Source organism: Paenibacillus sp. FSL H7-689 (assembly GCF_000517905.1).
GTDB classification, from domain to species: Bacteria; Bacillota; Bacilli; order Paenibacillales; family Paenibacillaceae; genus Paenibacillus; species Paenibacillus amylolyticus.
In genome coordinates this window covers 1-24,893 of sequence record NZ_ASPU01000020.1, presented here as the reverse complement: position 1 = coordinate 24,893, position 24,893 = coordinate 1, and the positions used below count along the sequence as shown (strand labels likewise).

Genomic DNA, 24,893 nt, shown 5'->3' with positions numbered 1-24,893 from the left:
CGCTGTTCCTCCTCTTCTAGTGGGTTACCGGCTCGGCACCGGACAGTGGGGTGAAGTTTTTACGTAATTTCTCGTCTTGTATGATTTCTTTCCAAGGATCAACCGTGTGACCCAGTGTAACTTCCAGACGTTCAACCAGAGCGAGACGTACATCCCGATCCGCCAATGCTTCCTTCACATGATCCAGACCAACCCGTTCAATCCAAGCCGCTGTTCTCTCATTCCATTTTGCGTTCTCTCTATAATATTGCAGGTAAGAGTAAGTCCACTCTTCCACTTCCGCATCGGTCTTCACCGTACACAGCAACTCGGCTGCACGAACCTTGACTCCCGCGTTACCGCCAACATGAATCTCCCAAGCGCCATCAATGGCGACAACACCCAGATCCTTGATGGTCGCTTCAGCACAGTTCCGCGGACATCCGGAGACAGCGAGTTTCACTTTGGCTGGAGCCACCATCTTGTCGAGTTTTTTCTCCAGACGAATACCCATCTCAATGGAATCTTGTGTGCCGAATCGGCAGAACGTATTACCTACACAAGTCTTCACCGTACGAAGCGCCTTGCCATAACCAAAACCGGAAGGCATATCGAGTTCCTCCCAGATCTTCGGCAGGTTCTCTTTCTGTACACCGAGCAGATCGAGTCGTTGCCCACCCGTGAATTTCACCAACGGCACATCGTATTTCTCTGCGACAGTTGCAATCTTGATCAATTCCGCCGGGGAAGTGACACCACCATAGATCCGTGGAATAACGGAGTAGGTACCGTCTTTCTGGATATTGGCGTGATAACGTTCATTGGTGAATTTGGATACACGCTCATCTGTGTATTCAGCCGGCCAGATCATCCCGAGATAATAGTTGAGGGAAGGGCGGCACTTGGAGCAACCTTCCGGTTCATTCCAACCGAGAACATTCATGACTTCCTTGACGCTTTTGAGTCCCATCTCCTTGATCTGTGCAACAATCTCATCCCGATCATAGGATGTACAGCCACAGATGCCTTCTTTAGTCTGTTCACCTACATTATCACCGGCATAATATGTGAGCAGGTTTTCGATAATAGGTTTGCACCCACCGCAAGAAGCGGAAGCTTTGGTACAGGATTTGATTGCACCGAGTGTATTACAGCCTTTATTCAGAACGGCGTCTCCAATGGAAGCTTTGGTCACACCGTTACAACCACAGACGATCTCGTCATCCGGCATACTCGCCATGCGTTCTGCGACAGATGGACCCGAGCCTGAACCACCGGAAGGTACACCGAGCAAAATTTCTTTCTCCCGACCACTGATGTTCTCACCACTCTTAATGAGGGAAAACAGCGATGCGCCATCCGTGGTATCCCCGAACAATACAGCTCCGATCAGCTGTCCGTCTTTGATCACCATCTTTTTGTACACACCATCAACGTCATCCTGAATACGAATGCTGCGAGTGTCCGCAGCGTCTTTGAATTGTCCGGCAGAGAATACGTCCACACCGGATACTTTCAGTTTGGTAGAAGTGACTGAACCTTCGTATCCTTCGGTTGCCGCGCCAGCCAGGCGTTTTGCGAGCACCATACCTTGTTCATATAATGGAGCAACCAGTCCGTAGGCAATACCGCGGTGTTCTGCACATTCGCCGACGGCAGATATACTAGGGATGCTGGTATGCATATAATCATCTACAATGACTCCACGATTCACATCGAGGCCGGTATTGCGAGCCAGTTCAATCTGCGGACGAATCCCGACAGCCATGACAACCAGATCCGCTTCAAGCACCGTTTGATCAGTAAAACGAATGGTTTTCACCCGTTGTTTGCCTGTGATTTCTTCGGTATGTTTGTTCAAAAGGAACTTCATGCCCTGATCTTCAAGCTCCCGCTGGAGCATCAGACCTGCCGGCAAATCCAGGTTCCGGTCCATCAGATGACCGTTAATATGGATGACTGTGACGTCCATGCCCAGATTGAGCAACCCCCGCGCTGCTTCCAGTCCTAGCAATCCACCTCCAATGACGGCAGCTTTGCGATACTTTTGTGATGCTGCCATCATGGTCTCGCAGTCTTTAATATCGCGGAAACCGATCACGCCTTCCTTGTTAGCTCCGGGAAGAGGGAGGATGAACGCTTGTGAACCGGTTGCCATAATCAGCTCATCATAGGCTGCGCGTACACCATTTTGAGATACAACTTCCTTGTGCTTGGTATCGATCTGAACGACCGGGTCACCCGGGTACACCCGAATGCCGTTATCTTCGTACCAGCTCCACTCATTGATTACGATATCTTCGATGGATGTTCCGCCAGCCAGTACGGAAGATAACATGATCCGGTTGTAGTTGGGATGCGGCTCTGCGCCGAAGACTGTAATTTCATAAGCGTGTGGAGCAAGCTTAAGAATATGTTCGATTGTGCGGATTCCCGCCATGCCATTGCCGACCAGCACCAGTTTTTTCGTTGTACTCATTATGATTAGCCCCCTTAGGTCCATTCTGCAAACTGCCTCAAAACCTTGTCTCTAAAATCGAAAAAGCCTGTTATGCCTCGGAGGACTGCGCATATACATACGCATCCCTTGCTCCGAGATTGCAAAACAGGCTTCATTGCCGTTTCAACCAGCTACGCCGTTGTAACTGTGATCGATTCAAATATGGAGTTGTTATGGCTTAACTATAAAAGATCGATCTATTCATGTCAATATAGTTAACATAAAAAAGTATTTGAAATTTAAAGTTAATTATGTTTACATGAGTTTATTGGAATATCGAATGGACGACGAAGTTTTACGAGTATATCTTTCTTAGTTTAAAGGCTTTTAGATAACATTAGCACGCTGGATACGATAAATACTGTAGAAAAGGTGCCATGTATAGTGTTTCACCCTTTTTATTGCAACATGATGAGGCATGAAAAGATCATTCTAATGTTAAAAATAAGACGCATAATCGTCACTACTTAATTTTTGTTAGGTAATGTAACACGTTTATTACTTTCATGTATTAACTTATTAAATGATGTGGACTCTGATTATAGCAATGGGGAGGGATTGATCCATCATGCGATCTTTATTGGTCATCCGTGTTCAACCAACGATAGCTGCCTCATCCGATGCAATCCCTCTGACACCGGAGAGGCTACTGGGAGCAAACGGGTACCATGTACAGGTGGCGGGCAGTGAAGCGGAAGCGGTGAAGCTAGCTCGTGCGGCCGAAGCGTCCATTTTGCATCTGTCGCTGGCTGATGTGGAGTCCTGGGTGAACTGCCTGGGAAAGGGGAAGTCGGATTCACCGCTGCTTTGGTGGTGCGCGCCAGATACAGCCTCTTCCTCCGCAGAATCCTGCGAGGTCGAAACTTCATTTGATGGAATACTTACACCATCCATGACTGGGCCCGAGATTCACTGGACTCTTCACTTTGCAGCCCGACGCTACATGGAACGCAAACAGTGGGAGCAGGAACGGAAGCAGTTGCAATCCAGGCTGGAGGATCGGAAGTGGATTGATATGGCGAAGGCTATTCTTAGTGATCTGAAGCAGATTTCAGAGGCCGAAGCCTATGACCTGTTACGCAAGAAAGCGATGGATGAACGCAAACGGATGGTCGATGTAGCCACAGCGATTGTGAAGGCCCATCAACTGCTCCAGTCTTAATTGGAAGGAGGATTCTCCATGGATATGTCTCAGATACTCCGAGAGGTCGGACGTGGGAAACGAGGCTCGCGTGATCTGAATTATACAGAGGCACTGACCGTTGCAGAGAACATCCTGAAACAGGAGGTTTCCCCTGCCCAGACGGCTGCGTTTCTAATGGCTGAACGTATGAAAATGGAAAACGTCGAGGAACTGGAAGCTTTTGTTCATGCTTGTCGTAACAGTGCGGAACGTTTCTCCATATTTCAGGATGGATTGGATTGTGCGGGTCCTTATGATGGACGGACAAAGTCGTTCATGGCCACGTTTCCGGTTGCATTTGTACTCGCGGCAGCCGGGTTGCCGGTGACTTTACATGGGAGTGATCCTTTACCACCCAAGTGGGGCGTCACGTTGTCGGTACTTTTGAAGGAAGTGGGCATTGATACACACAAGATGGATCGGGAAGATGCCCGGAGCGCTGCATTGCGTTTGGGTGTCATGTACGTATCCTCCGAGGATTGGTGCGCACCTCTTCGTAAACTTCGTCCGTTACGGGAAGAGTTGGGTTTTCGAACGGTGTTTAACACAGCAGAGAAACTGATTGATTATAACCATTCACCGTATTTGGTGTTTGGTGTGTTTCATAATACCTTTCTGGATCGGATTGCGAAGTTGCTCACCCGGTTTAACTATCGTCGTGCTTATGTTGTACAGGGGATGGAAGGTTCTGAGGATCTGTATATTGATCGGCCAACCCGCGTATACGCCGTGGAAGACGGCGATATGAAGCTGGAACTGGTTGATCCTGCAGCCTATGAACTGGATATGCCCGTGCCGGAACTGGTCTGGACGGCTGCGAAGCAGCTTGAAGTGGCGGAAAGTGTGTTAAGCGGTGATGGTCATATTGCTTTTGTGAATCAGGTCTTGTTAAATGGAGGTTTCCGCTTGTATGCGGCGGGGCGTGTCAATTCCATCGAAGAGGGCATATACACGTGTCAGGGATTACTGGAGAGTGGTGCAGCGTATCGCATCTATCAGCAGTGGTGTGTCTCCATGGGTGGCGAACTGCCGGACAGCAGAGCGGTGTCCATCTATCCGGCATCGTCCAGATAATGTAATGCTGATGTTCAATCTTGTTATGGTTTAGCGTGTTTTTATTCCCAAGGATAAGTAACGGTCAGGAAGTCAGCGAATTTCTTGCTCTCTTCCCGCCGTTGTTTCCGCATGGCCGCCCGATCCGGAGCGGTCTCGTATAGTTTCTTCTCTTCTTCCGTCTCCGGGATAATGCGGGGTACGATCAGTTTGCGATTATTTTCGTCCAAGGCCACAAAGGTCAGAAATGCAGTCGCCGCAATTTTCTTCTCTCCGGTCTTCAGATCCTCTCGAATCACTTTCACAAAAATCTCCATGGAACTTCGTCCTGTCCAGGACGCGAACGATTCAAGTGTAACCGAATCCGTTGGATTAATCGGGTACAGGAAATCGACCGAGTCGGTTGAAGCCGTTACAGTATTGACCCGGCATAGCTTGGAAGCGGCAATGGATGCAATATCATCGATGTAGGACATCAGCTTGCCACCGAACAGTGTATTATGATTGTTGACATCGGTTGGGAACACCCGTGCCGTCTTGAAACAACGTGTTTCGCGTACATATTTTTTCTCCACCTGATCCATCTCCGTTGGTTTCGGTATCTCTCTCATGCTTTTTTCCTCCTGACAGTATGGCTGCTGTGACATTTCGTGTGTTGCAGGGTCTATTTTTGATCTATTATCCCTAGTATAGGTGTCGGTCTGATACATATTCAAATGAAGTTGGACTGCAAAAAAACCGCCAGGCGCGGACCGGCGCGCTGGCGGTTTACTGCTGTATATTAAGCCTTGGGTTTGAAAATGCCGGACGGTTTGCCGATCGGCAAGAACGCATAACCGAAGTGAGCGTTCAGTACCGAAGCACCTGTACCATACAGGGACACAATTCCGATCGCCAGTTCAGCGTATGCTGCAATGGTGTGGAAAATGTGAGGAGCTACGCCGAAAGCGTCAAAGGTCAAGCCAAGGAACAGGAAGTCAATCAGAATGAAGATGATAAGCAATACTTTATTCGCTTCAATAGCACCAATCGTCATGAACAGGGTGAATACGAGGTATCCGGCAAAAGCAAATCCGAGCTGCTTGCCATCGGCCTGTTCAGCGAGAGTGGAGCCAAATACGCCCATTTTGATCATCCAGTTGGCACCCATGGCAAACCAGAAGAATGCGTACGCGCCAAAAGCTGTTGTGCCAAAGGTGTTGTTACGTTTGGAATCTTGAATACATGCGAATAGCTGGGCAAAAGCACCCAAAAAGATCGCCCAAGGAATAGCGTAGCTAAGACCTTCTGTAATGCCAAGCTTTTGGGAAGAAGCGACCAGGGTTACGATAGCCAACCCAAATAATCCCATTGCGCTGGGATCGGCGTTAACAATTTTGACTTTAGTCTGTGAATCGGTCTGCATGGTGATGATAAGCCTCCAATAATATCAAATCAGGATCAATGGCCGTCGTTGGCCGTCCTCTACATTACATCATTTGTATCCGCCGGGTCCGGACACACACATCGCCCTATTGTACCTGAATGACCCCATTATGGAAAGGGATTTTATTACCTTTTGAACCAATAGACTTTTTGTTTTTTCAATATACACATTTACGACACAATCCGTTCTGGCCGTGAATGATGAGGCCAAACGTTAGATTCCAACCCTCGGTGGTACCACTAAAATTGCGTCATATCAGCCATTTTCGGATAAGCTCTAGTGTGATAAAATAATCTTTATCAAAATTTGGAGAAGAATACAAAACATCCTTGTCTCCTATGCCATATGTTAATCCAACTATAGATTGACAGGAAAAACTAAAATGGTTCACAGAATAAGGAGGTATCAGGGGTCATGGTTATGAGTTTGGATTTGAAAAATAAAATAGAGAAGGCCAGACATAACCTTCATATGCTGGTAGAGCATAACAAGGGTGGTCTTGGGCATCCCGATGTGATTCGGCAGTCTATGGCATTGGACGAATTGATTAATGAGTATAACCGAATTAGCCGAAACCATTCACGGGCCTAAACCCAAAGCGATTTTAATTTTATACACGGAACAAATCACATAGATTGTAACGCTTGATCGTACAGACGGGCATGAATATAGCCGGTATGGACAGCCTCAGTTGAAGAGGTGGTGTCCTACCGGTGTAATATTCATGCCCGTTTGTTTTTGCATCGTATCCATCATGCATCTGTTTAATGCAGTAATCGTTTGGCTTCCAAATAAAGGACCTGTACGAATTTTTTCGTATTAATGCGTGTCTGGGACAAGGAGGGCTCCACGTTGTTTTGCAGCTCCAGCATTTTCTTACGAATTTCAGTGAAATCGAAAAATTTGGATGCATAGTTCTCGAACTTGGGATGTGTATAATCTGTTAATCCCAGAGAAACTACATGGCTCAGAGTCTGGAAGATGGCCCTGCGCACACGTTGTTCCGATGCCTTGATCTCCTTGTTCACCTCTGCGAGAGAGGCATCTTCTCCCAGTTTACGTATCGCTACATTCTGGAAGATGTCTTTGAGGGATGGGAACGTATAAGGAGACAGCTTATGTTCATCTGTCTCTACCTGCTCCAGATATTCCAGCATGTCCAGCAGATCCCTGCTGCCCGCTTCGCCGATCATGCCCATCTCGGACAGCAGGAAATGTCCTGCAGTCGTGATTGTTTTGTCCGGAACCGGAGCCCCAGCACGTTCGGTAGAATTCAAACCGGACAATCCCTGCAATGTCCGTTGGATATCTGCGATGGATTGCTGCATCCGAAGCCTTTCGCTCACCAGCCGCAGAACAGATAGAATCTCTAACCGGTTAATCGGCTTCGTAATATAATATTCAATGCCTAGTGAATAGGCTTCTCCGATCATATTTTTCGACTCGATCTGAGAGATCATGACGATCTTGCCCTCGAACCTTCCTTCAAGCGCTCGCACAGTCTGAATCCCGTCTCGTTGGGGCATCAGCAGATCAATCAGCAGTACATCCACCTTATGCAGTTCCAATAGTTCCGCGTGAATATGTGCTCCGTCCTCAGCTTCCCCGGCAATATCGCCAAGGCCTTCATCCTCAATAATATCCATCAACATGGAACGAACGCCAGGATCATCATCCACGATAAAATAACGCATGTCAGTCATTCCCTTTCTCTGCGAATGGTGTGATTGATAAATCTATGGTAAAGGCGGTTAACGCCGCGATGAACTCTCGTTCCAGTGTAATCGTTCCTTTCCTTCTTGCATAGAACCTGACATGTCAGGTTCTATAACAATGATAGGGCGATCAAAGCCCGTTTTTAAAATAAATGTATAAATTGCATGTAGGTATTTGTCGATTTCCGTAGATGCCCTTGTAGTATAAGTAACATCCCGAAGTCCGGGGCTAGTGTTGTGCAGAATGGTACAAACTTTTCCCGTAACCATCTCTGTGCTTGAAATACACCATAAAAAGGGGCATACCGATGGAGCAAACAATACAAGATATTGTCGTCATTTTCAATGATTTTCTATGGTCCAAAGTGTTAATTATATTATTGGTAGTATGTGGTATATACTTCACCACCAAGACCCGATTCATGCAATTCCGCATGATTGGAGATATGGTAAAGGTGCTTCGAGAGCCAAAAAGCAAGGAACCAGGCAAAATTTCACCTTTTCAGGCGTTTTGTATTAGTATGGCGGCCCGTGTAGGTACAGGGAATATTACCGGTATTGCACTGGCGATCGCACTGGGTGGACCTGGTGCTATATTCTGGATGTGGATCATTGCAATTATCGGGTCAGCCTCCAGTTTTGTGGAGAGTACGTTGGCTCAGATCTATAAAGTGAAGGATAAGGGCGGATTCCGCGGAGGTCCTGCATATTATATGGAACGTGGGTTGGGCAAACGCTGGATGGGGATTTTATTTGCCATTCTCATTACGCTTTCATTTGGCTTGGTCTTTAATGCCGTGCAGTCTAACACGATTACTGTTGCATTTGAGAACTCATTTGGCACGGATCGGTTAACGGTGGGTATCATTATGGCTGTGATATTTGCAGGAATTATCATGGGCGGTGTCAAACGGATTGCAAAAGCATCGGAATACATCGTTGTTGTACTGGCTGTATTGTACATTGGGGTAGCGGCTTTTGTAGTGCTGGCGAATATTACCCAGCTTCCGGCCATGATTGCGTTGATTGTCAAAAATGCCTTTGGCATCGAACAGGTGGCTGGCGGAACGTTGGGCGCTGCACTGATGAACGGTGTGAAACGCGGATTGTTCTCCAATGAGGCGGGCATGGGTAGCGCCCCGAATGCTGCTGCAACGGCGGATACAACACATCCGGTGAAACAGGGACTTATTCAGGCGTTTGGCGTGCTGACAGATACGTTAGTGATATGTACGAGCACAGCCATGATTATTTTGCTATCCGGGGTATACAAAGGTTCCAATCTCGGAGGCATTGAATTAACTCAGGCTGCATTAAGTGTACATATTGGTTCATGGGCATCGGGATTCCTGGCGGTTATGGTGTTCCTGTTTGCCTTCAGTACACTAATCGGAAATTATTATTACGGGGAAACCAACATTGAGTTTATCAAATCCAACAAAGTTTGGCTGTGGGTGTACCGCATTTGCGTTATCGCGATGGTGGTGTTTGGAGCGGTAGCCAAAGTACAGCTGGTATGGGATTTGGCTGACCTGTTCATGGGGCTCATGGTGGTGGTGAACCTGATTGCAATTCTGATGCTGTCCAAGGTGACTTTCGAAGCGTTGAAGGACTACAAGAAACAAAAGGCTGAAGGACGTGATCCCGTCTTTACCCGGGACCGAATTCATATTCCGGGTGAAGTGGAATGCTGGCAGTCGGAAGAAGAAGTTATTGGAGATAAATCAATACATGTAACCAATTAAGATTTTATCTGAACGTAGTTGGTTATATAAAATGGGCACAACAAACAACAGGACTTGGATTATCCATCATGGGCAACCCGAGTCCTGTTTGTTGCATATAAAATGTATCTTTGCACTAGCCAAAGTTCATCAAAGATATATTTTGATTAATTTTTAACGGAATAGCTGATCAGTTGCTCGGACAGAGCTTTCATTCGTTCGCCTGTTTCATTAAGCTGCTCAATAACATCCGTAAAGGAGGATACAAGCGTTGCTTGTTCCTGTGAAGAGGCTGCAATCTGGGAGACTTCAACTTCCATCTGTTTGATGACTTGTTGTACATCTCTCAGACTGGTATCGATGTCACTTGTAGCTTGTTTGGCATCCACAGAGAGTTTGCGCACTTCGGAAGCAACCACGCCGAAGCCGGCACCGGCTTCACCAACGCGAGCGGCTTCAATAGCGGCATTCAGGCCAAGCAAGTTGGTTTGCTCAGAGATTTCACGAATGAACCCGGCAACTTTGTTGATTTGGGAAGAGTTCTGAACAGCAAGTCTTGTGTTCTGCAAGATCTGTTCACTGGTTGCTTGCAATTCTTCGGCATGAGCGGCGACATGTTGCACCATATCAACGAGGTTACCATTGATGGTTTGATTTTCTTGTATAATGTCTTCAAGTTGGTTCTGGTTAGATTGGTCGTAAGATACACAGAAAACAGCAACAACTTTCTGGTGATCATCAAAGATCGGAATGTTCAGAATATCCAGTTCGATACCATAAACTTCCTTGGAGAGAGTAGCAAGGGTCGCTTCTCTTCCATTTTTTAAGATGGCAAAGTTTTGATACGATTCCAAGAGTGACATTCCTTTTTCAAAACCAAGATCAAATTTATCTGTCATAATGACATCTAATACTTTTTCGTGATCGTAAAGAGTTAAACTAGCTGGTTCTCTGAGGATCAGGCTGATATAAGGCATTACTTTAAGCAGGGCATCTACAACGTTCATGGAAGAGGACCATCCTTTCAATATTTGAATGTATTATTTTTAACGATCTATGGAATGCTCTATCTTTCATCGGACGGAAATGACTTTTCGTGAACGGCATTTTGCATGAAAGAATGAACATTTTATGATTAAATTTTAAAATATTTCCCATATAAAATGATTTATTGGATATAAGTGTTAGTTGTAACTATTTTTATATCAAGATATTTGTACGAATGTATATCAAATATAGGACATATGTCCTTTTACATACGTTATATACGACAACGGAGGGAAGTCGGAATGAAAGAAATTATGGACTTTGGACTTGTGCGGCAACTCGCCCGTGAGAATGGGTTGGATCAGGTGCTGGACGAGCCTGCGCTCGCTGAGTTGCGACTACTTGAGGCTGCGAAGGGCGAGATGATATGTGCCAAAGGTGAACGACCCGAGCGGTTATATTTTCTCGTGCAGGGCAAGCTCAAGATCTATACCACCCTGCCTAACGGCAAGTCTCTGTTACTTCGTTTCAGTACACCACTTGCGCTTGTGGGAGATTTGGAACTGGTAAATGGCAAGGAGGCTATGAATACGGTAGAGTCTGTGAGCAAAAGCCTGCTGCTGGGTATCAGCTATCGCGCTCTCCAGAATACGTATGCAGAGAACCCTAAGTTTCTCCACTTTATGCTGAGTCAAGTTACGCACAAATTGCATACCTTTTCCAACCTGTCGAGTCTGAATATGTTATATCCGGTCGAGAGCCGATTTGCCAGCTATCTGTTGTCCACAATGGGCCAGGACGAGTCTTCTTCGGAAGAGATCCAGACCTCCAAGCTCACCGAACTGGCCGATATGCTGGGCACTAGCTATAGACATCTTAATAGAGTCGTTCAAGATCTGTGTAATCGAGATATTATTCGCAAAGTGCAGCGAAAGCTAGTGATCTGTGATCTGGAACAGTTGCGTGTCATCGCAGGAGGCAATATATATGAGTGATGGGATTATTAAATAAAGACCAAGCCTGCATATCTATGCGACATGACGCGGCACAATAAAATACAATACGGCACAACAAAGAGCACCCTCCCGAATATACCAAGGGGTGCTCTTTTTGCTCTGCACTTCAAGTGGATTAGATATCTCCGCGTTGTTCGAACAATTGAGCGATCTCTACAATAACACGGGTGGCCTTCACCATATTGTCTACCGATACATATTCGAATTTGCCGTGGTAGTTCTCACCACCAGTGAAGATATTTGGTGTTGGCATGCCCATATAGGATAGCTGGGAACCATCTGTTCCTCCCCGAATGGGGCGAATAACAGGTTCGATGTCCAGTCGGGTCATGGCTTCATGAGCAATGTCGACGATCTGGCGTACGGGTTCAATTTTCTCACGCATGTTATAGTACTGGTCATTCAATTCAACCGTGATGCTTTTCTCTCCATACTTGGTCTTCAGTTCGTTTGCGATATTCAATAGATTTGTTTTGCGCTCTTCAAACTTCGCCCGGTCGAAATCACGGATGATGTAACTCATCTTTGTCAGCTCAACGTCACCCTCCAAAGACAATAGATGATAGAAACCATCATAACCGTCCGTGAATTCAGGAGCTTCCTCCACAGGCAGGCGTCGATTCAATTCCATCGCAATTTTCAGGGAGTTCACCATCTTATCCTTCGCTGTTCCGGGATGCACATTGGTGCCTCGTACGGTAATTTTGGCGGCAGCTGCGTTAAAGCTCTCGTATTCCAGCTCACCAAGCGGTCCGCCATCAACTGTGTACGCATATTTGGCTCCAAAAGCAGCTACATCAAACTTGTGCGGTCCACGGCCAATCTCTTCATCCGGGGTAAACGCAACCCGAATCTTACCGTGTTTCACTTCCGGGTGTTCAATCAAATAGGCCATCGCGGTCATAATCTCGGCAATGCCTGCTTTATTATCTGCACCAAGCAACGTTGTACCGTCGGTTGTGATCAGGGTGTGGCCTTTATACTCATGCAGCTCCGGGAAATCCTTATTGGACAGTACTACATCCAGTTCCGAGTTCAGCACAATGTCAGCACCATCATAGTTATCGATAACCTGTGGTTTAACATTTTTGCCAGTAAAGTCGGTCGCTGTATCGAGGTGAGCCAGGAAACCGATTACGGGAACATCCTTGTCGGTATTGGATGGCAGTGTAGCCATGACATAACCGTTCTCATCCATCGTCACATCTTGCAGACCAATGGAGGTACACTCTTCAACGAGCAGTTTGCCCAAGGCCAGTTGGCCGGGTGTGGAAGGGCATGTCTCGCTATTTTCATCGGATTGGGTATCCATCTGAACATAAGTACTCAGTCTTTGAATTAATATATCTTTCATCTATTATCACTCCCTAGCTTAGATTTTTTTCATTTGGGGTATAGTATTTCCTGTGGTTCTCTACGGTTATCATATCATGTTTTGCGGTCATTTCCAGAATGGGGAAGAACCGAAATAGGAGGATGACTAGGTATCAAAAAGGGTACTAGGTCACAAAAATGTACGTACTTGTATTTCTATAACTGAGGTTCATAATAAATGATGAAGAAAGGATGTGTTCAAGACATGCCATTTATCACGGTTAAGGTATTGGAAGGCAAGTCGGTTGAGCAGAAACGTCAGTTGATTGAACGTATGACTCAGGTGGCTTGTGAGACACTGGATGTTGATCCGAGCAAAGTCTTTATCTTCATTGAGGATTTGGAAAAGGACAATTACGGCAAGAACGGAAAACTGTTTTCGGACTTAGACAAATAAGTAAGGGTTCATATATATCATGATCATGGAACAGGAGATGTAACATCAATGACTGAACAATTATTTTCCCCTTATCAATTCAAGAGCCTGCAATTAAATAACCGTGTCGTCATGGCACCCATGTGCCAATATTCTGTCACTGCGAAGGACGGCATTCCGAACGATTGGCATCAGGTTCACTATGTGAGCCGTGCGGTTGGAGGAACAGGACTAATTGTAATCGAGATGACCGATGTAGATCCGGATGGACGTATTACGGATAATGACTTGGGGATATGGTCAGATGAGCATGTGCCTGCCTTCACCAAACTTGTAGATGGAATTCATGCCTACGGCTCCAAAGTAGCTATTCAGATCGCACATGCGGGACGAAAAGCAGAGGATGCAACGCAGCCGGTTGCCCCATCGGTAGTTACATTCCCGGGAGAAAAGTACAAGGAACCACGCGCGTTAAGTACGGAAGAAGTAGAAGCTATGGTGCAAAAGTTCGCAGACGGTGTTCGCCGCGCAGTACAGGCTGGAGTGGATACCATTGAGCTGCATGGCGCACATGGATACCTGATCCACCAGTTCCATTCCCCGCTGATGAACCATCGTGAGGATGTATATGGGCAGGATCTGTCCCGTTTTGGCGTTGAGGTCATTCGTGCAGTGAAAAAAGAAATGCCAGCAGATATGCCGCTGATTTTGCGGATTTCGGCTGTAGAATACGCGGATGGTGGATACGATATCGACCACACCATCAATATCGCTCGTGCCTACCAAGATGCAGGCGTGGACATGTTCCATATCAGTTCAGGTGGCGAAGGTCCTTCCGGACAGCGGAAACCGGGGAACTATCCGGGGTATCAGGTACCGTTTGCCCGTCGTTTCCGTGAAGAACTGAACGTTCCTGTAATCGCAGTGGGTATGCTGGAGGATGCAGCATTGGCTCAGGCGGTGATTGGCAACGGCGATGCGGATCTGGTCGCGGTTGGTAGAGGCATGCTGCGTGACCCGTACTGGGCGAACCATGCGGCTCTGGAACTGGGTGTCAGCAAGGATCAAGCTGCCATTGCAGAGCAATATTCTCGTGGATACTAATCTGCTCCAAATTATACTTACACTTGCCACTCCGATGACAGAATAACCTTCCGATCTGAGGATAAAGGCGAACGCTCCGCTTCTTCAGGCTATTTCTGCCCTCTGCGTTCTCATGTAAATGTTATTGCAAATTTTATATAGTAAAATAGGCCACAGCAGGGGATAACCTTTGCTGTGGCCTAATTTTTTTATAGTGAGAAGCATCAGCATATCCATCCAATTACGGATGGTTACGCTCTTCTAGTTGCTTCATATACGAATTTTTGATTGGACTGCGTGGGTGGTTGATCCGGGTTAAAGTCGGCGTATACTTTAATGTCAGAGAAACCAATGTGTTCGAGAATTAGGCGTAACTCTTCTATGCCGTACCAACGTAGAGTGAGTTGTTGCAGCTCCGTAGCAACAAGAGCACCCTGATGCCATTGTTCGTAGCGAATCAGACTTACTTTATATTGGTGTAGAAGGTTCACTTCAATGGTTTTCACTTCTACCGTGATCGTATCACCATCGGGTAATGAAACGGTTGATGTTTCTACAGAAGAGGGTTGTGTCACATCGGGCAGAAACAGATCAAACACGAGCCTGCCGCCGGGTTCTAAATGCTGAAATAGATTACGTAATGCGTTAATCGACGCCTGTCTGTCTTGGATGAGGAGCAGAGAACCTCCGGGAATGATAATTGCCTCGTATCGATATGGAAGGTCAAGCTTCTCCAGATCGGCAACGAATAGCTCAGGCATGGGTAATGCCCGCTCCATACAACGAGAACGGCAAGAGTCAATCATATCCATTGAATAATCAATTCCATCCACCTTCAAGCCTGCTTCAAGCAATGGAATGAGCACTCGGCCTGATCCTGACATGGCTTCAAGGATACGTCCATTGCAGCGCTGAAGATAATGGCGATAGAATTCAATGTCTCCTCCCAAGGAGTGCCCCACAGGTTTCGTGAGATCATAAACGGCGGTGCATAATGGACCGTAATAACTGAATGACATAGTATAGGTGTCCCCCACATGTAAATGTATTAAAATGAAAACGTGGAAGGGGAATGAGCAGGATTACCCCTTCCGGCAACGGTTGGAATCGGATTTTTCAGAGCAGACTATCATAGGAATCACGCACCTTTTATGTAATATGTTCCAATTATAGGGTGGGGATAAAGCGGAGGTCAACTTCTATTCGGGTAGTTATACGAAATGAAATGTATAAGGAGGTGATTCGAATGGATTCATCATCAAGTGCACTGCCAGATATCCGGCAGGAACTTATGCTCCATGCACCTGTAGAGAAAGTGTGGGAGATGGTCTCGACCGAGCAGGGACTGAGAACCTGGTTCATGCCAGGCAATCTGGAACCCGTGGAAGGTCACGAGTTTATATTGGAAGCAGGCCCCTTCGGCCAATCACCATGTCAGGTGACGGAAGTTCTTCCGCTGCACAAGCTGTCATTCCGCTGGGGTAAGGACTGGACGTTGACGTTCCAACTGAATGAACAGCCCGAAGGTACGGATTTCACACTGATTCACAGCGGTTGGGATGCGGATAAACTGACCGAGTTTGGACAGGCCCACGCTATCGTACGCGAACGTATGGAACAGGGATGGGCCGGAATCGTTCAGAAGCTTGCCCAAGTTGTTAAATAAATCTTCATTCAATCAACCCCAGGTCATTTCGCCCGTTCTTTCCGGTGAAATTCGGCCTGGGGTTCCTTGGTGTACCAAGAGCTGGTGGAAAAGATAGAAATCGGTCAAATTATAACGAATTTGACCGATTATGATACGGAAACTATTTCCGTGAGCACCAGAAACGTGTAACATGAATTATAGTAATAAATCGACAAAATTAGACGTCTCTCGCCATTGTGGATGGAAGGAATACATAGATGAGAAAACACTGGATTATGCTGACCATAAGCTTCATATGTATTGTCATTGTTCCACTGGGTTGGATCGCCCAGACGTTAATTAGCGAGCGGATTAACCCTCAGGCTACAGATGGAAAAATTGACCTGACCCAATGGGACTTTGATCACAAGGGTGCAGCGTCTCTAAAGGGTGTCTGGGATTTCTACCCTGGGCAGTTGCTGAGCCCGGCAGATATTGAAGCAAGTGTATCCGGTCGCAAGCCATTGCCGGCTTCCTCTGGCACTCAGGTTCCGGCCCGATGGAACAAATCTCTGGGGCAAGCGCATGGGTATGGAACCTATCATTTGCAAGTTCAGCTTACACCCCGGACGATGAAAAATGATTATGGTATACGCACACAGAATATACGCATGGCCCACAGGGTATTTATCGATGGGAAAGAGATTGGTGGCAAAGGCCTGCCAGGAAAGACTAGGGCAACAGATATACAATTAAATCTGCCCTTTACAGGATTCACGTCCATTGAGGGCAATACGGCTGACATTATCATTCAAGTATCAAATTATAGTTACTCGTCCGGGGGCATAGTAGCGCCCATTTTGTTTGGAGACGAGCATAGTATTCTGAAAAGTCAGCAACAAGATTGGCTCAGGGATCTGATGGCCTTATTCGGTTTTATCTTGCCAGCCGCCTTTTTTCTACTTCTGTTCAGATTACGACGTACGGAGAAGGAGCTTCGTTTTCTCGGATTATTCAGCCTTTCTGGTGCGGTGTACGCTCTGACCCATGGGGAGAAGTTACTGGGTACGTTTGTACCGTTCCTGACCAATAATGAGATACTTCGGATTCAGCTCCTTAGTTCAGCCTTTGCCTATTATTTTTTGCTTCGGTATATGGATGCCCGTGTACCAGGAGCAGTTCATCAGTGGTTTGTTCGTCTGGCTGTAGTGCTAATCGTTACCCAGACTATTGTGGGTCTTACGCTTCCTCCAACGCTTTTCTCGTCTCTTGAGCTTCCCATGTTACTGATCTCACTTGTTGTCATGTTATATACGCTGCGAGCCATTTTCTATTGGTTGAAAGGACGGCCGAATGACAGCCACTTTGCACTGGTGAGTATGATGAGCATACTCATGGTTGTTGTGTTATATACGCTTGGTGCGTTCACTACCCTAGACACAGCGTTCTTTGCGCTGATTGAACTTTTATTATTTGTATTTGCCCAGATGATTGTGACCGCAATCCGCTTTGCACAATCATTCCGAGACGTGGAAGCTCTGTCGGAGCGTTTGCTGGCCATCGACAGCCTGAAGGACGAGTTCATGGCGAATACGTCTCATGAGCTACGAACTCCCCTGCATGGCATCATTAATATTGCGCAATCCATGCTGGAAGGGGCGGCTGGAGCAGTCACGCCCAAGCAAGCCAAAAATCTCTCCATGATTACTTCAACCGGCAAGCGCCTTTCACTGCTGGTTAACGATATTTTGGATTTTGCCAAATTAAAAAATAGTGAAATCGAGCTAAAACGGGTAGCTGTTGATCTGGAATCCGTTGCTCGTACAGTGGTTGAAGTCTCGGGTTTCACGTTTGAAGACAAGCCGGTTATATTGATTCAACAATGGCCCCAGTCTTTGCCACTTGTTGAGGCAGACGAAGATCGCCTAAGGCAAGTTCTGTATAACTTGCTGGGTAACGCCTATAAGTACACTGAGCAGGGTGAGATTCGATTGTACGCCAGCGTTGAAGGGGACTGGGTGAAGGTATCGGTCGCGGATACAGGGGTAGGCATTGCCTTGGACAAACAGGAGGATATTTTCCAGGCGTATGAGCAGAGTAACGGCACAATTGAGCGATTGAATAATGGAACCGGACTGGGTCTGAGTATTACGCGAAAACTCGTTGAGCTTGGCGGTGGTGAGATCTGGGTTGAATCGGAGCCGGGGCAAGGTTCGACCTTTCATTTCACCCTGCCTGTTATGAAGATGCCACTTTTGCAAACTCATTCGAAACCAGCTGCCGCCCGATATGTTGCTGCACAGGGGGCAGGGGCGAAGGAGCTTGTGACAAGAGAGTCAGATGAGCAGGATGATCTTACGGAAGCGGAGCATACGATTCTGATTGTAGACGATGACCCCGTGAATCGACAGGTATTGCTTAACCTATTGTCGACGGAGCGGTATCGTGTGATTGCAGCGGACAGCGGGTCCACTGCATTGAAACTCCGTGAGGAGTTCCCGTCCATTGATCTTGTTATTACGGACTGGATGATGCCTAAGATGTCCGGACTTGAGTTATGTCGCAAACTGCGCGAGCACAGTTCCTTGTCTGAGTTACCGATTCTGATGCTGACCGCCCGTGGGTTGCCTGAGGATATCAAACACGGATTCCAAGCGGGAGCCAATGACTTCCTGAGCAAACCGGTGGATGCCGGTGAATTGCGCGCCAGAGTTCGGACGTTAATTGAGATGCGGAGTTCTGTGCAGGAGGCTATTCGGACCGAAATGGCCTTTTTGCAGGCCCAGATCAAGCCACACTTTCTATATAATGCACTCAATGTTATTATCGCAACCTGTGCAGTGAATCCGGACAAAGCAACCGATCTGCTGATTGAATTGAGTCATTACCTGCGCGGAAGTTTTGACTTCCAGAACAGGGAGCAGCTTGTTCCTTTGACCAAAGAGCTGGAATTGGTGGAGTCTTATGTGCATCTGGAACAGGCGAGATTTGAGGAAAGACTGGTGGTTGAGTATGAGGTGGAATCGGACGTACATCTGTATCTGCCACCTCTCAGTATTCAGCCTCTTGTGGAGAACGCCATTCGCCACGGCGTGATGGAGCGGGCAGCCGGCGGGACAGTTCATCTTAGGATTTTCCAAGAGAGAGAGCATGTAGTCGTACAGGTCCAAGATGATGGTGTAGGTATCCCTCCTGAGCGTATGGCTCAGGTCAAGTCTGGGCGTACGGAAGGTCCGGGAGGTGTGGGGCTGCAAAATATAAACCGTCGCCTGATGTCTCTCTATGGTCAGGGGCTGGAGATTCATAGCCATGTGGGTAAAGGCACGCAGATCCGATTCCGTATCCCTGTGCAAAAGGTGGATTATTCCAATTAGTGTGCCGAGTGAAGCAATTATGGTTAACAGACTAGGGGGTGCCGATAAAATCGGTATTCCTATTGAATCTTTCATGGCAGGAGGCTGAAAGAACGGTGAGAGCCATTGTGATCGATGATGAGAAGCCAGCGCAGCTTCATCTGGAGCGACTACTACGAACGGACGGACGAATTACACCCGTGCAATGTTTTTCAACAGCTCGTGATGGTCTTCATTTTCTGGCAAAGGAACGTGTAGATGTTGTATTTTTGGACATTGGAATGCCGGAGATGAATGGCCTTGAAGCGGCTGAATATATACAGCAATTGGATCAGAGTATTCGTATTATCTTTGTTACGGCTTATGCGGACCATGCAGTGGAAGCATTTGAGCTGCATGCACTGGATTATGTACTGAAACCGGTCAGCTCGACCCGATTGGCCAAAACCGTTGATCGAATCGCGGGCATAATGTCGCATAATTCTCAAGTTGCAGCCACCGCCGAGGTACAGGAATCGGAACCTGTATCTGTGGAGTTGGATACTGAAGTACCGGGGCTGCTAACGTTCAAACATCTGGATATCTACAGAAGTTTGGATCAGGGAGCCAAGAAACATAAGTGGCGCACAACCAAATCACAGGAATTGTTTGCTTTTTTGTTTCATCACAGGGAAGAATGGGTAAGCAAGGAGATTCTGCTGGATAAGCTATGGGGTGATGTTTCTCAGGAAAAGGGATTAACTCATCTACATACTTCCGTGTACCAGATTCGAAAGCTGCTTAAGGAATGGAACATGACAGGCAAGCTGGAGTACAATATGAACCGCTATCGTCTGTTATCAGGCAATCTGGTAAGTGATGTGGATCAATTTGAAAAATCCATGGTCTACCACGTCATCACATCAGACAATGTTGATGACTTGAGGCATATGATACCGCTCTATCGTGGCGATTATCTGGAAGAGCATGATTATCGTTGGGCACAGGCCAAAGCAAGGGAACTCAGACGCAAGTATACAGCGCTGGTTATGGATATCGCGAGATGGGACATGGAGCATGGTCGCGGCAAGGAAGCGATTGAGCAATTAACGATATTACAGGAACGGGAACCGTATTCGGAAGAGATCTGCCGACTCATGATGGAAGTGTATGCATCCATGGATGATCAGCAAGGCATACTTCGTTTGTATCATTCATTTACATTGACATTAAATGAGGATCTGGGGTATCAGCCCGAGCCCGAAACAAGCAGGTTATATAAGAACCTGACGGACAAATAAACGTATGTAATGTAAGTTCAGACAGGAGGGTGAGCATGAAGCTATTCATACACCGCAAAGATTTGCGTACGGATGATCTGGCCGCATTCGATTATTTGCGGGAACACCAAGAAGAGAGTGTGCATGTTCTCATCTATGATTCATTCCTCCTGCGGCAAGGCCGAGAGAAGGAACACAGCGGTGTGAATTTCAGGCAGCACGCAGCGGAATTAGGCAGACAGTATCTTGAAGCCAAACGAAAACTGCATGTTGCTTACGGCAAACCGGCTGAAGTGGTTGAATTCATCCTGAACGAATTCAAAGGTGAGATTAACGAGATTGTGGTCCATCGGGACATGACGCCATATGCAATCGAGCGGGATAGGGCTATGCGCAAAGTCAGTGAGGCGCACGAGGTTACGTTCACACAACTGACGGATCATCTGCTGATGGATCTGAATGGATTTGCCAATTTTACAGGCAAGTCGGAGCCATATAAGGTATTTGCGGCTTTCCATCGGCGGTGGGTGGAATTCATGAATGAACATCCCAACCCTCCTTCGGCAACAACGGTTGCAGAGTTGAAGGTGAGTGATCGTCAGATTGAATGGCCGGATGCAATGCAGGTACCTCCGGAGTTGCTGGAGGGCATTGGTTCGAATGACGAGGACCCGCATCTGCTGTTGGATCAATTTTTGTCGGATCGAATTGCTGAATATGGGGATCATCGGGATGAATATGAGGCGTACGAGCCGAGTCATCTCAGTTCTTACGTAGCTGTGGGAGCTGTATCCATTCGTAAAATGTATGATGCGGCGAGTCGCACGGCAGAAGCGGGGGAATGGATCAGGCAGTTGTGCTTCCGCGACTTCTATCTGTATCGGGCGGTCTATGAGAGTCACTATTTTACATATGAAAAGGTGTACGATCTCTCGGCTCTCCATGATGATTACTTTGAACGGTGGTGCAAGGCGGAGACAGGCATTCCGATTATTGATGCAGCGATGACGGAACTGAATGAAACCGGACATATGCCAAACCGGCTGCGGATTCTCACGGCGATGTTTCTCACCAAAAACCTGCAATGCCCATTCACCCTGGGCGAAGCTTATTTCAGGCGTAAGCTGCGTGACTATGATAACATTCAAAACCGTGGTAACTGGTTATGGTGTGCCTCGCTTGGGGAGAATGCGGCTCCGTATTTTCGCGTGAACAATCCGGTAACACAATCCGAGAAGTATGATCCGCAAGGTGATTATATTCGCAAGTGGTTGCCTGAATTGAAGGATCTGCATAGCAAGGACATCCATCAGCCACGCAAGGATGCCATTGTTGATCTGAAGGCATCGAGACAGGCAGCTATTGACGTGTATAAACAGATTATGGCGAGTCGTGGGAAGTAGACTCAGTCAGGGGTGGGATGATGCCCAAACCCAGATTTACCATTCTCATCCGGTTGATCCAATATTCATTTGGTTGAGAGCAGGATGTTCCACAGACCGCGTACTCGCGGTCTTTTTTACATATATAGACATGAAAATAGTGTGAAATGTGTTGAAAATTTAGGAATTATTAAGAAATTGGACTACCCATCTTAAGCAATATGGCTTTTAATAGATAGAGAGCTTTATTGTATTAAGTCATATCTGACATATTGACGAACACATTAAGGAGAAACGTAAACATGAGTGAAACACTGAAAAGAGAGCGAATTCCAGAACTGAATCTGGTGCGTGCCCTGGCAATTATCGGCGTACTCAGCGTGCATTCTACGTCCTACGCGACGGTGGACATGACGGGTTCAGGCTACTACTGGCTGTACAACTTTATTAATATCTTTATGAAATATGGTACGCCAACCTTTATTTTTATGAGCAGTTTCGTATTGTTCTATAACTATTATTCCCGTCCGCTGGACAAGAAACTCGTGAGTAACTTCTACAAGAAAAGATTTGTGTATATTTTGCTCCCGTATTTCCTGTTTTCATTAATGTATTTTGTGTTGCTGCATTTCACGCATTATCAGGGCCGTCCGTTTAATGAATCGGCAGTAAGTTTTATCACGAAATTGTTTACAGGTAAGGCCTATACACATCTGTACTTTGTGTTTATTAACATGCAATTTTATCTGTTATTCCCATTGGTGTTATGGTTGCTTAAGAAGTATCCTTCTGTGGTGAAATGGTCTGTTCCGATTGGACTATTGATTCAATGGGCATTCATCGTAAGTAATAAATATGGATTCCAGGTACCCAACAAGGGAAGCTGGGCGTTCTCATACTTCTCCTACTTCATGCTGGGTGCTTTTATCGGGGTATATTTCCCTAAAATCAAGCAATGGTTTGTTATCAGTCGGGCCAATGCAACCAAAGGACGCGTAGCTTCATGGATTCTGCTCTGGGCGGTATGGATCATTGCCGGACTTGGCCATGTGTATATCTATTACCTGCTGCGTCTGAAGATCGCAACGTATAACACACTGTGGTATGAATTCTTCTGGAATGTGCATACCTTTGCTTGTGCGCTGGTGCTTATCCAGATTGCCTATCTGCTCTATCGCAAAGGGCCTTCACTCATCGTCAAGCCGCTGAATCGGCTTGGGGCATTGTCCTTTGGCATCTATCTGATTCATCCATTCTTCCTGGTGGTGTATCGGAATTATCCACCTCAAACAGGAGTATCGTGGTTAGTGCATCTATGGTATGCCGGAGGATTCGGTGTAGCTCTAATCGCTTCGTGGATCGTCGTTGGATTGACGGCAAGGTTTGTTCCATATGCATGGGTCATCTTTGGCAATCTGCCAAAACCCAAACCACGACTGGTCCCACAACAGAACTCGGGCCAACTGGACGTTTGATAAGATGTATTTCCAACACAGGAATAATAAACCGTTTCTTGGTCGACCTTAGGGGAGAGCAGGAAGCGGTTTTTTCGTCTATACAGATATGCTGGATGTGGGGAACGAGTGTTTCTTTTTCATGTATGCGGGGTAATCATAAGGCGGAACGATAATACATTATGGATAACAGGATTAAGGTGAATATAATGACAACATGCGAAAAATGCGGGAGACCGATGCAGGATATATTGGAATATGTGGAACACATTCTTCACGAATGCAGTGAACAGACACAGGAGTACAACTCGAAAGATTATCAGGCCTATGGCCATGAGGGTGTTCACGAGCAGATGTGATACAATAGAAAGAAACCGGATTCATACGGAACCGAGGTGACAACATGGAGACGGGTCCAGCCCCTTTCCGGCAAGGAAAGACGGAACAAGAAGCGCGACTGAGCAAAACGTGTATGTATTGCGGACAACAGCGGCCGATGTCCGAATTCCGGCGCAGAACCGGAAAGCGGGCAGGTCCCGGAGCCAGGCGTGGAGCTTGCCGCAGCTGTCGCCAGCTTGGTGGACAGGCTGACCACGAGTCAGGTTCAAGCGTGAGCGGACGAACGAATGAACGGATCGAGCATCAACGGGATGGCTTGGAGACACGTGCTGTTACTGCCAGACCCTCTGCATCTGCGAGAAATGAGGCAGGTCTTACCTCCCATGGTATGGAGCAGGGATCAGCTACGGTGTCTGAGTCTGACAGAAGTCTGTTGTCTCAACCGTCAGTAGACTCGTCATCTTCGAATGACGATGAACATGCTGACTTGGTGACTTCCTCACCCTCTTCTTCGGGTATTCGGAAGAAGAGAAGAAGACGGAGGAAGAGCAAGCGTTCAGAGAGCATAACGGGCAATGAGCTGAGAGAGACGAGTCTGGAGCATGATGGTTTGGCGGGTGAGGTAGGAGATAAGCCACAGCCAGGTGAGCACTGGCGTGTGGAAGGGCATTCGCAGGGTCATGCTGCTGCGAATGAGAAGGGCAGTGCACAGCGGGCTGGCGCGCGAGCAGCCGCTGCAGGGCAGGCCGCCGAGCAAGCTGCGGCGGCCCACCAGGCTCTGCTGCCGGCTGAGCCGCAAGGCCCGGCAGCAGAGCCCATGGCTGCGGATCAACCGACCGCAGCCAAACGCAAGCGCAAGCGGCGCCGCAAGCGTGCTGCCGCGCTCGCGCCCGGCGCAGGGCAGGCCCGCAGCGTAGCTGCTGAGGCCCATGCGCCGGCCCTGAGCGACCGTGGCGCTGCCACCACGGTCGCTGCACCTGCGGCGGCGGAGGCACAGCCTGCCGCCACCGGGCGCGAGCCCGGGCAAGCGCCGGGGGCTGCTGCGGAGGCAGGGCCTCCTGCG

19 protein-coding genes and 1 pseudogene are annotated in these 24,893 nt (G+C 47.4%); 13 read left to right on the top strand and 7 right to left on the bottom strand.

The window, feature by feature from the left end; all coding sequences use genetic code 11:
- Positions 1-16: 16 nt before the first annotated feature.
- Entirely contained in the window at positions 17-2,458 is a 2,442-nt protein-coding gene (gene nirB, locus C170_RS17165) for a nitrite reductase large subunit NirB (protein WP_036612152.1), read from the bottom strand.
- 589 nt (positions 2,459-3,047) lie between these two features.
- Between nirB and C170_RS17160 the strand changes: the two genes are divergently transcribed.
- Together C170_RS17160 and C170_RS17155 are read left to right on the top strand one after the other, a co-directional pair.
- Positions 3,048-3,641 (top strand): ANTAR domain-containing response regulator, encoded by a 594-nt coding sequence (locus tag C170_RS17160; protein WP_036612149.1) that lies wholly within the window; start codon positions 3,048-3,050, stop codon positions 3,639-3,641.
- Between the two features lie 18 nt (positions 3,642-3,659).
- Positions 3,660-4,736: an anthranilate phosphoribosyltransferase gene (locus C170_RS17155; protein WP_036612146.1), complete on the top strand. Its 1,077-nt coding sequence runs from the start codon at positions 3,660-3,662 to the stop codon at positions 4,734-4,736.
- A 41-nt stretch (positions 4,737-4,777) separates the two neighbouring features.
- Here C170_RS17155 and C170_RS17150 read toward each other — a convergent pair whose 3' ends face one another.
- Both C170_RS17150 and C170_RS17145 read right to left on the bottom strand, forming a co-directional pair.
- Entirely contained in the window at positions 4,778-5,290 is a 513-nt protein-coding gene (locus C170_RS17150; RefSeq protein WP_026081401.1) for an acyl-CoA thioesterase, read from the bottom strand.
- Between the two features lie 206 nt (positions 5,291-5,496).
- Positions 5,497-6,120 (bottom strand): acetate uptake transporter, encoded by a 624-nt coding sequence (locus C170_RS17145; RefSeq protein WP_036612144.1) that lies wholly within the window; start codon positions 6,118-6,120, stop codon positions 5,497-5,499.
- 435 nt (positions 6,121-6,555) lie between these two features.
- Between C170_RS17145 and C170_RS17140 the strand changes: the two genes are divergently transcribed.
- A complete protein-coding gene (locus tag C170_RS17140; RefSeq protein ID WP_017691636.1) occupies positions 6,556-6,732 on the top strand; it encodes an aspartyl-phosphate phosphatase Spo0E family protein in 177 nt (58 codons plus the stop codon).
- A 173-nt stretch (positions 6,733-6,905) separates the two neighbouring features.
- Here the strand turns inward: C170_RS17140 and C170_RS17135 are convergent, their stop codons facing one another.
- Positions 6,906-7,835, bottom strand: coding sequence for a response regulator (locus C170_RS17135; protein WP_036612142.1), 930 nt, complete (start codon positions 7,833-7,835; stop codon positions 6,906-6,908).
- Between the two features lie 329 nt (positions 7,836-8,164).
- Between C170_RS17135 and C170_RS17130 the strand changes: the two genes are divergently transcribed.
- A complete protein-coding gene (locus C170_RS17130) occupies positions 8,165-9,601 on the top strand; it encodes an alanine/glycine:cation symporter family protein (protein WP_036612140.1) in 1,437 nt (478 codons plus the stop codon).
- A 146-nt stretch (positions 9,602-9,747) separates the two neighbouring features.
- Here the strand turns inward: C170_RS17130 and C170_RS31670 are convergent, their stop codons facing one another.
- Positions 9,748-10,206: a methyl-accepting chemotaxis protein gene (locus tag C170_RS31670; RefSeq protein WP_223200021.1), complete on the bottom strand. Its 459-nt coding sequence runs from the start codon at positions 10,204-10,206 to the stop codon at positions 9,748-9,750.
- Positions 10,207-10,869: 663 nt separating this feature from the next.
- On the opposite strand from C170_RS31670, the gene C170_RS17120 reads away from it, so the two are divergent.
- Positions 10,870-11,562 carry a Crp/Fnr family transcriptional regulator gene (locus C170_RS17120; RefSeq protein WP_036612137.1) on the top strand — a complete coding sequence of 231 codons (693 nt, stop codon included), beginning with the start codon at positions 10,870-10,872 and terminating at the stop codon, positions 11,560-11,562.
- Between the two features lie 136 nt (positions 11,563-11,698).
- On the opposite strand, the gene pepT is transcribed toward C170_RS17120, so the two are convergent.
- Positions 11,699-12,937, bottom strand: a complete 1,239-nt coding sequence (gene pepT, locus C170_RS17115) for a peptidase T (protein WP_036612135.1) — start codon at positions 12,935-12,937, stop codon at positions 11,699-11,701.
- A 225-nt stretch (positions 12,938-13,162) separates the two neighbouring features.
- Here pepT and C170_RS17110 point away from each other — a divergent pair, with 225 nt between their 5' ends.
- Positions 13,163-13,354, top strand: a complete 192-nt coding sequence (locus C170_RS17110) for a tautomerase family protein (RefSeq protein ID WP_017691642.1) — start codon at positions 13,163-13,165, stop codon at positions 13,352-13,354.
- Positions 13,355-13,402: 48 nt separating this feature from the next.
- On the top strand, positions 13,403-14,437 hold the full coding sequence (locus C170_RS17105) for an NADH:flavin oxidoreductase/NADH oxidase (RefSeq protein WP_036612133.1): 1,035 nt from the start codon (positions 13,403-13,405) through the stop codon (positions 14,435-14,437).
- A 230-nt stretch (positions 14,438-14,667) separates the two neighbouring features.
- On the opposite strand, the gene C170_RS17100 is transcribed toward C170_RS17105, so the two are convergent.
- Positions 14,668-15,435, bottom strand: coding sequence for a class I SAM-dependent methyltransferase (locus C170_RS17100; RefSeq protein WP_036612131.1), 768 nt, complete (start codon positions 15,433-15,435; stop codon positions 14,668-14,670).
- Between the two features lie 227 nt (positions 15,436-15,662).
- Here C170_RS17100 and C170_RS17095 point away from each other — a divergent pair, with 227 nt between their 5' ends.
- From C170_RS17095 to C170_RS17070, 6 genes and pseudogenes are all read left to right on the top strand, one after another.
- The gene (locus C170_RS17095) at positions 15,663-16,082 is read left to right on the top strand and encodes an SRPBCC family protein (protein WP_036612128.1); all 420 of its coding nucleotides are present in this window, start codon (positions 15,663-15,665) and stop codon (positions 16,080-16,082) included.
- 239 nt (positions 16,083-16,321) lie between these two features.
- Positions 16,322-19,417: an ATP-binding protein gene (locus tag C170_RS17090; RefSeq protein WP_036612125.1), complete on the top strand. Its 3,096-nt coding sequence runs from the start codon at positions 16,322-16,324 to the stop codon at positions 19,415-19,417.
- Positions 19,418-19,512: 95 nt separating this feature from the next.
- Positions 19,513-20,676 (top strand): response regulator, encoded by a 1,164-nt coding sequence (locus C170_RS17085; protein ID WP_036612123.1) that lies wholly within the window; start codon positions 19,513-19,515, stop codon positions 20,674-20,676.
- Between the two features lie 35 nt (positions 20,677-20,711).
- On the top strand, positions 20,712-22,058 hold the full coding sequence (locus C170_RS17080) for a cryptochrome/photolyase family protein (protein WP_036612119.1): 1,347 nt from the start codon (positions 20,712-20,714) through the stop codon (positions 22,056-22,058).
- Positions 22,059-22,339: 281 nt separating this feature from the next.
- The gene (locus tag C170_RS17075; RefSeq protein WP_036612117.1) at positions 22,340-23,512 is read left to right on the top strand and encodes an acyltransferase; all 1,173 of its coding nucleotides are present in this window, start codon (positions 22,340-22,342) and stop codon (positions 23,510-23,512) included.
- 382 nt (positions 23,513-23,894) lie between these two features.
- Positions 23,895-24,893 (top strand): annotated as a pseudogene (locus C170_RS17070) (hypothetical protein); the annotation flags it as partial.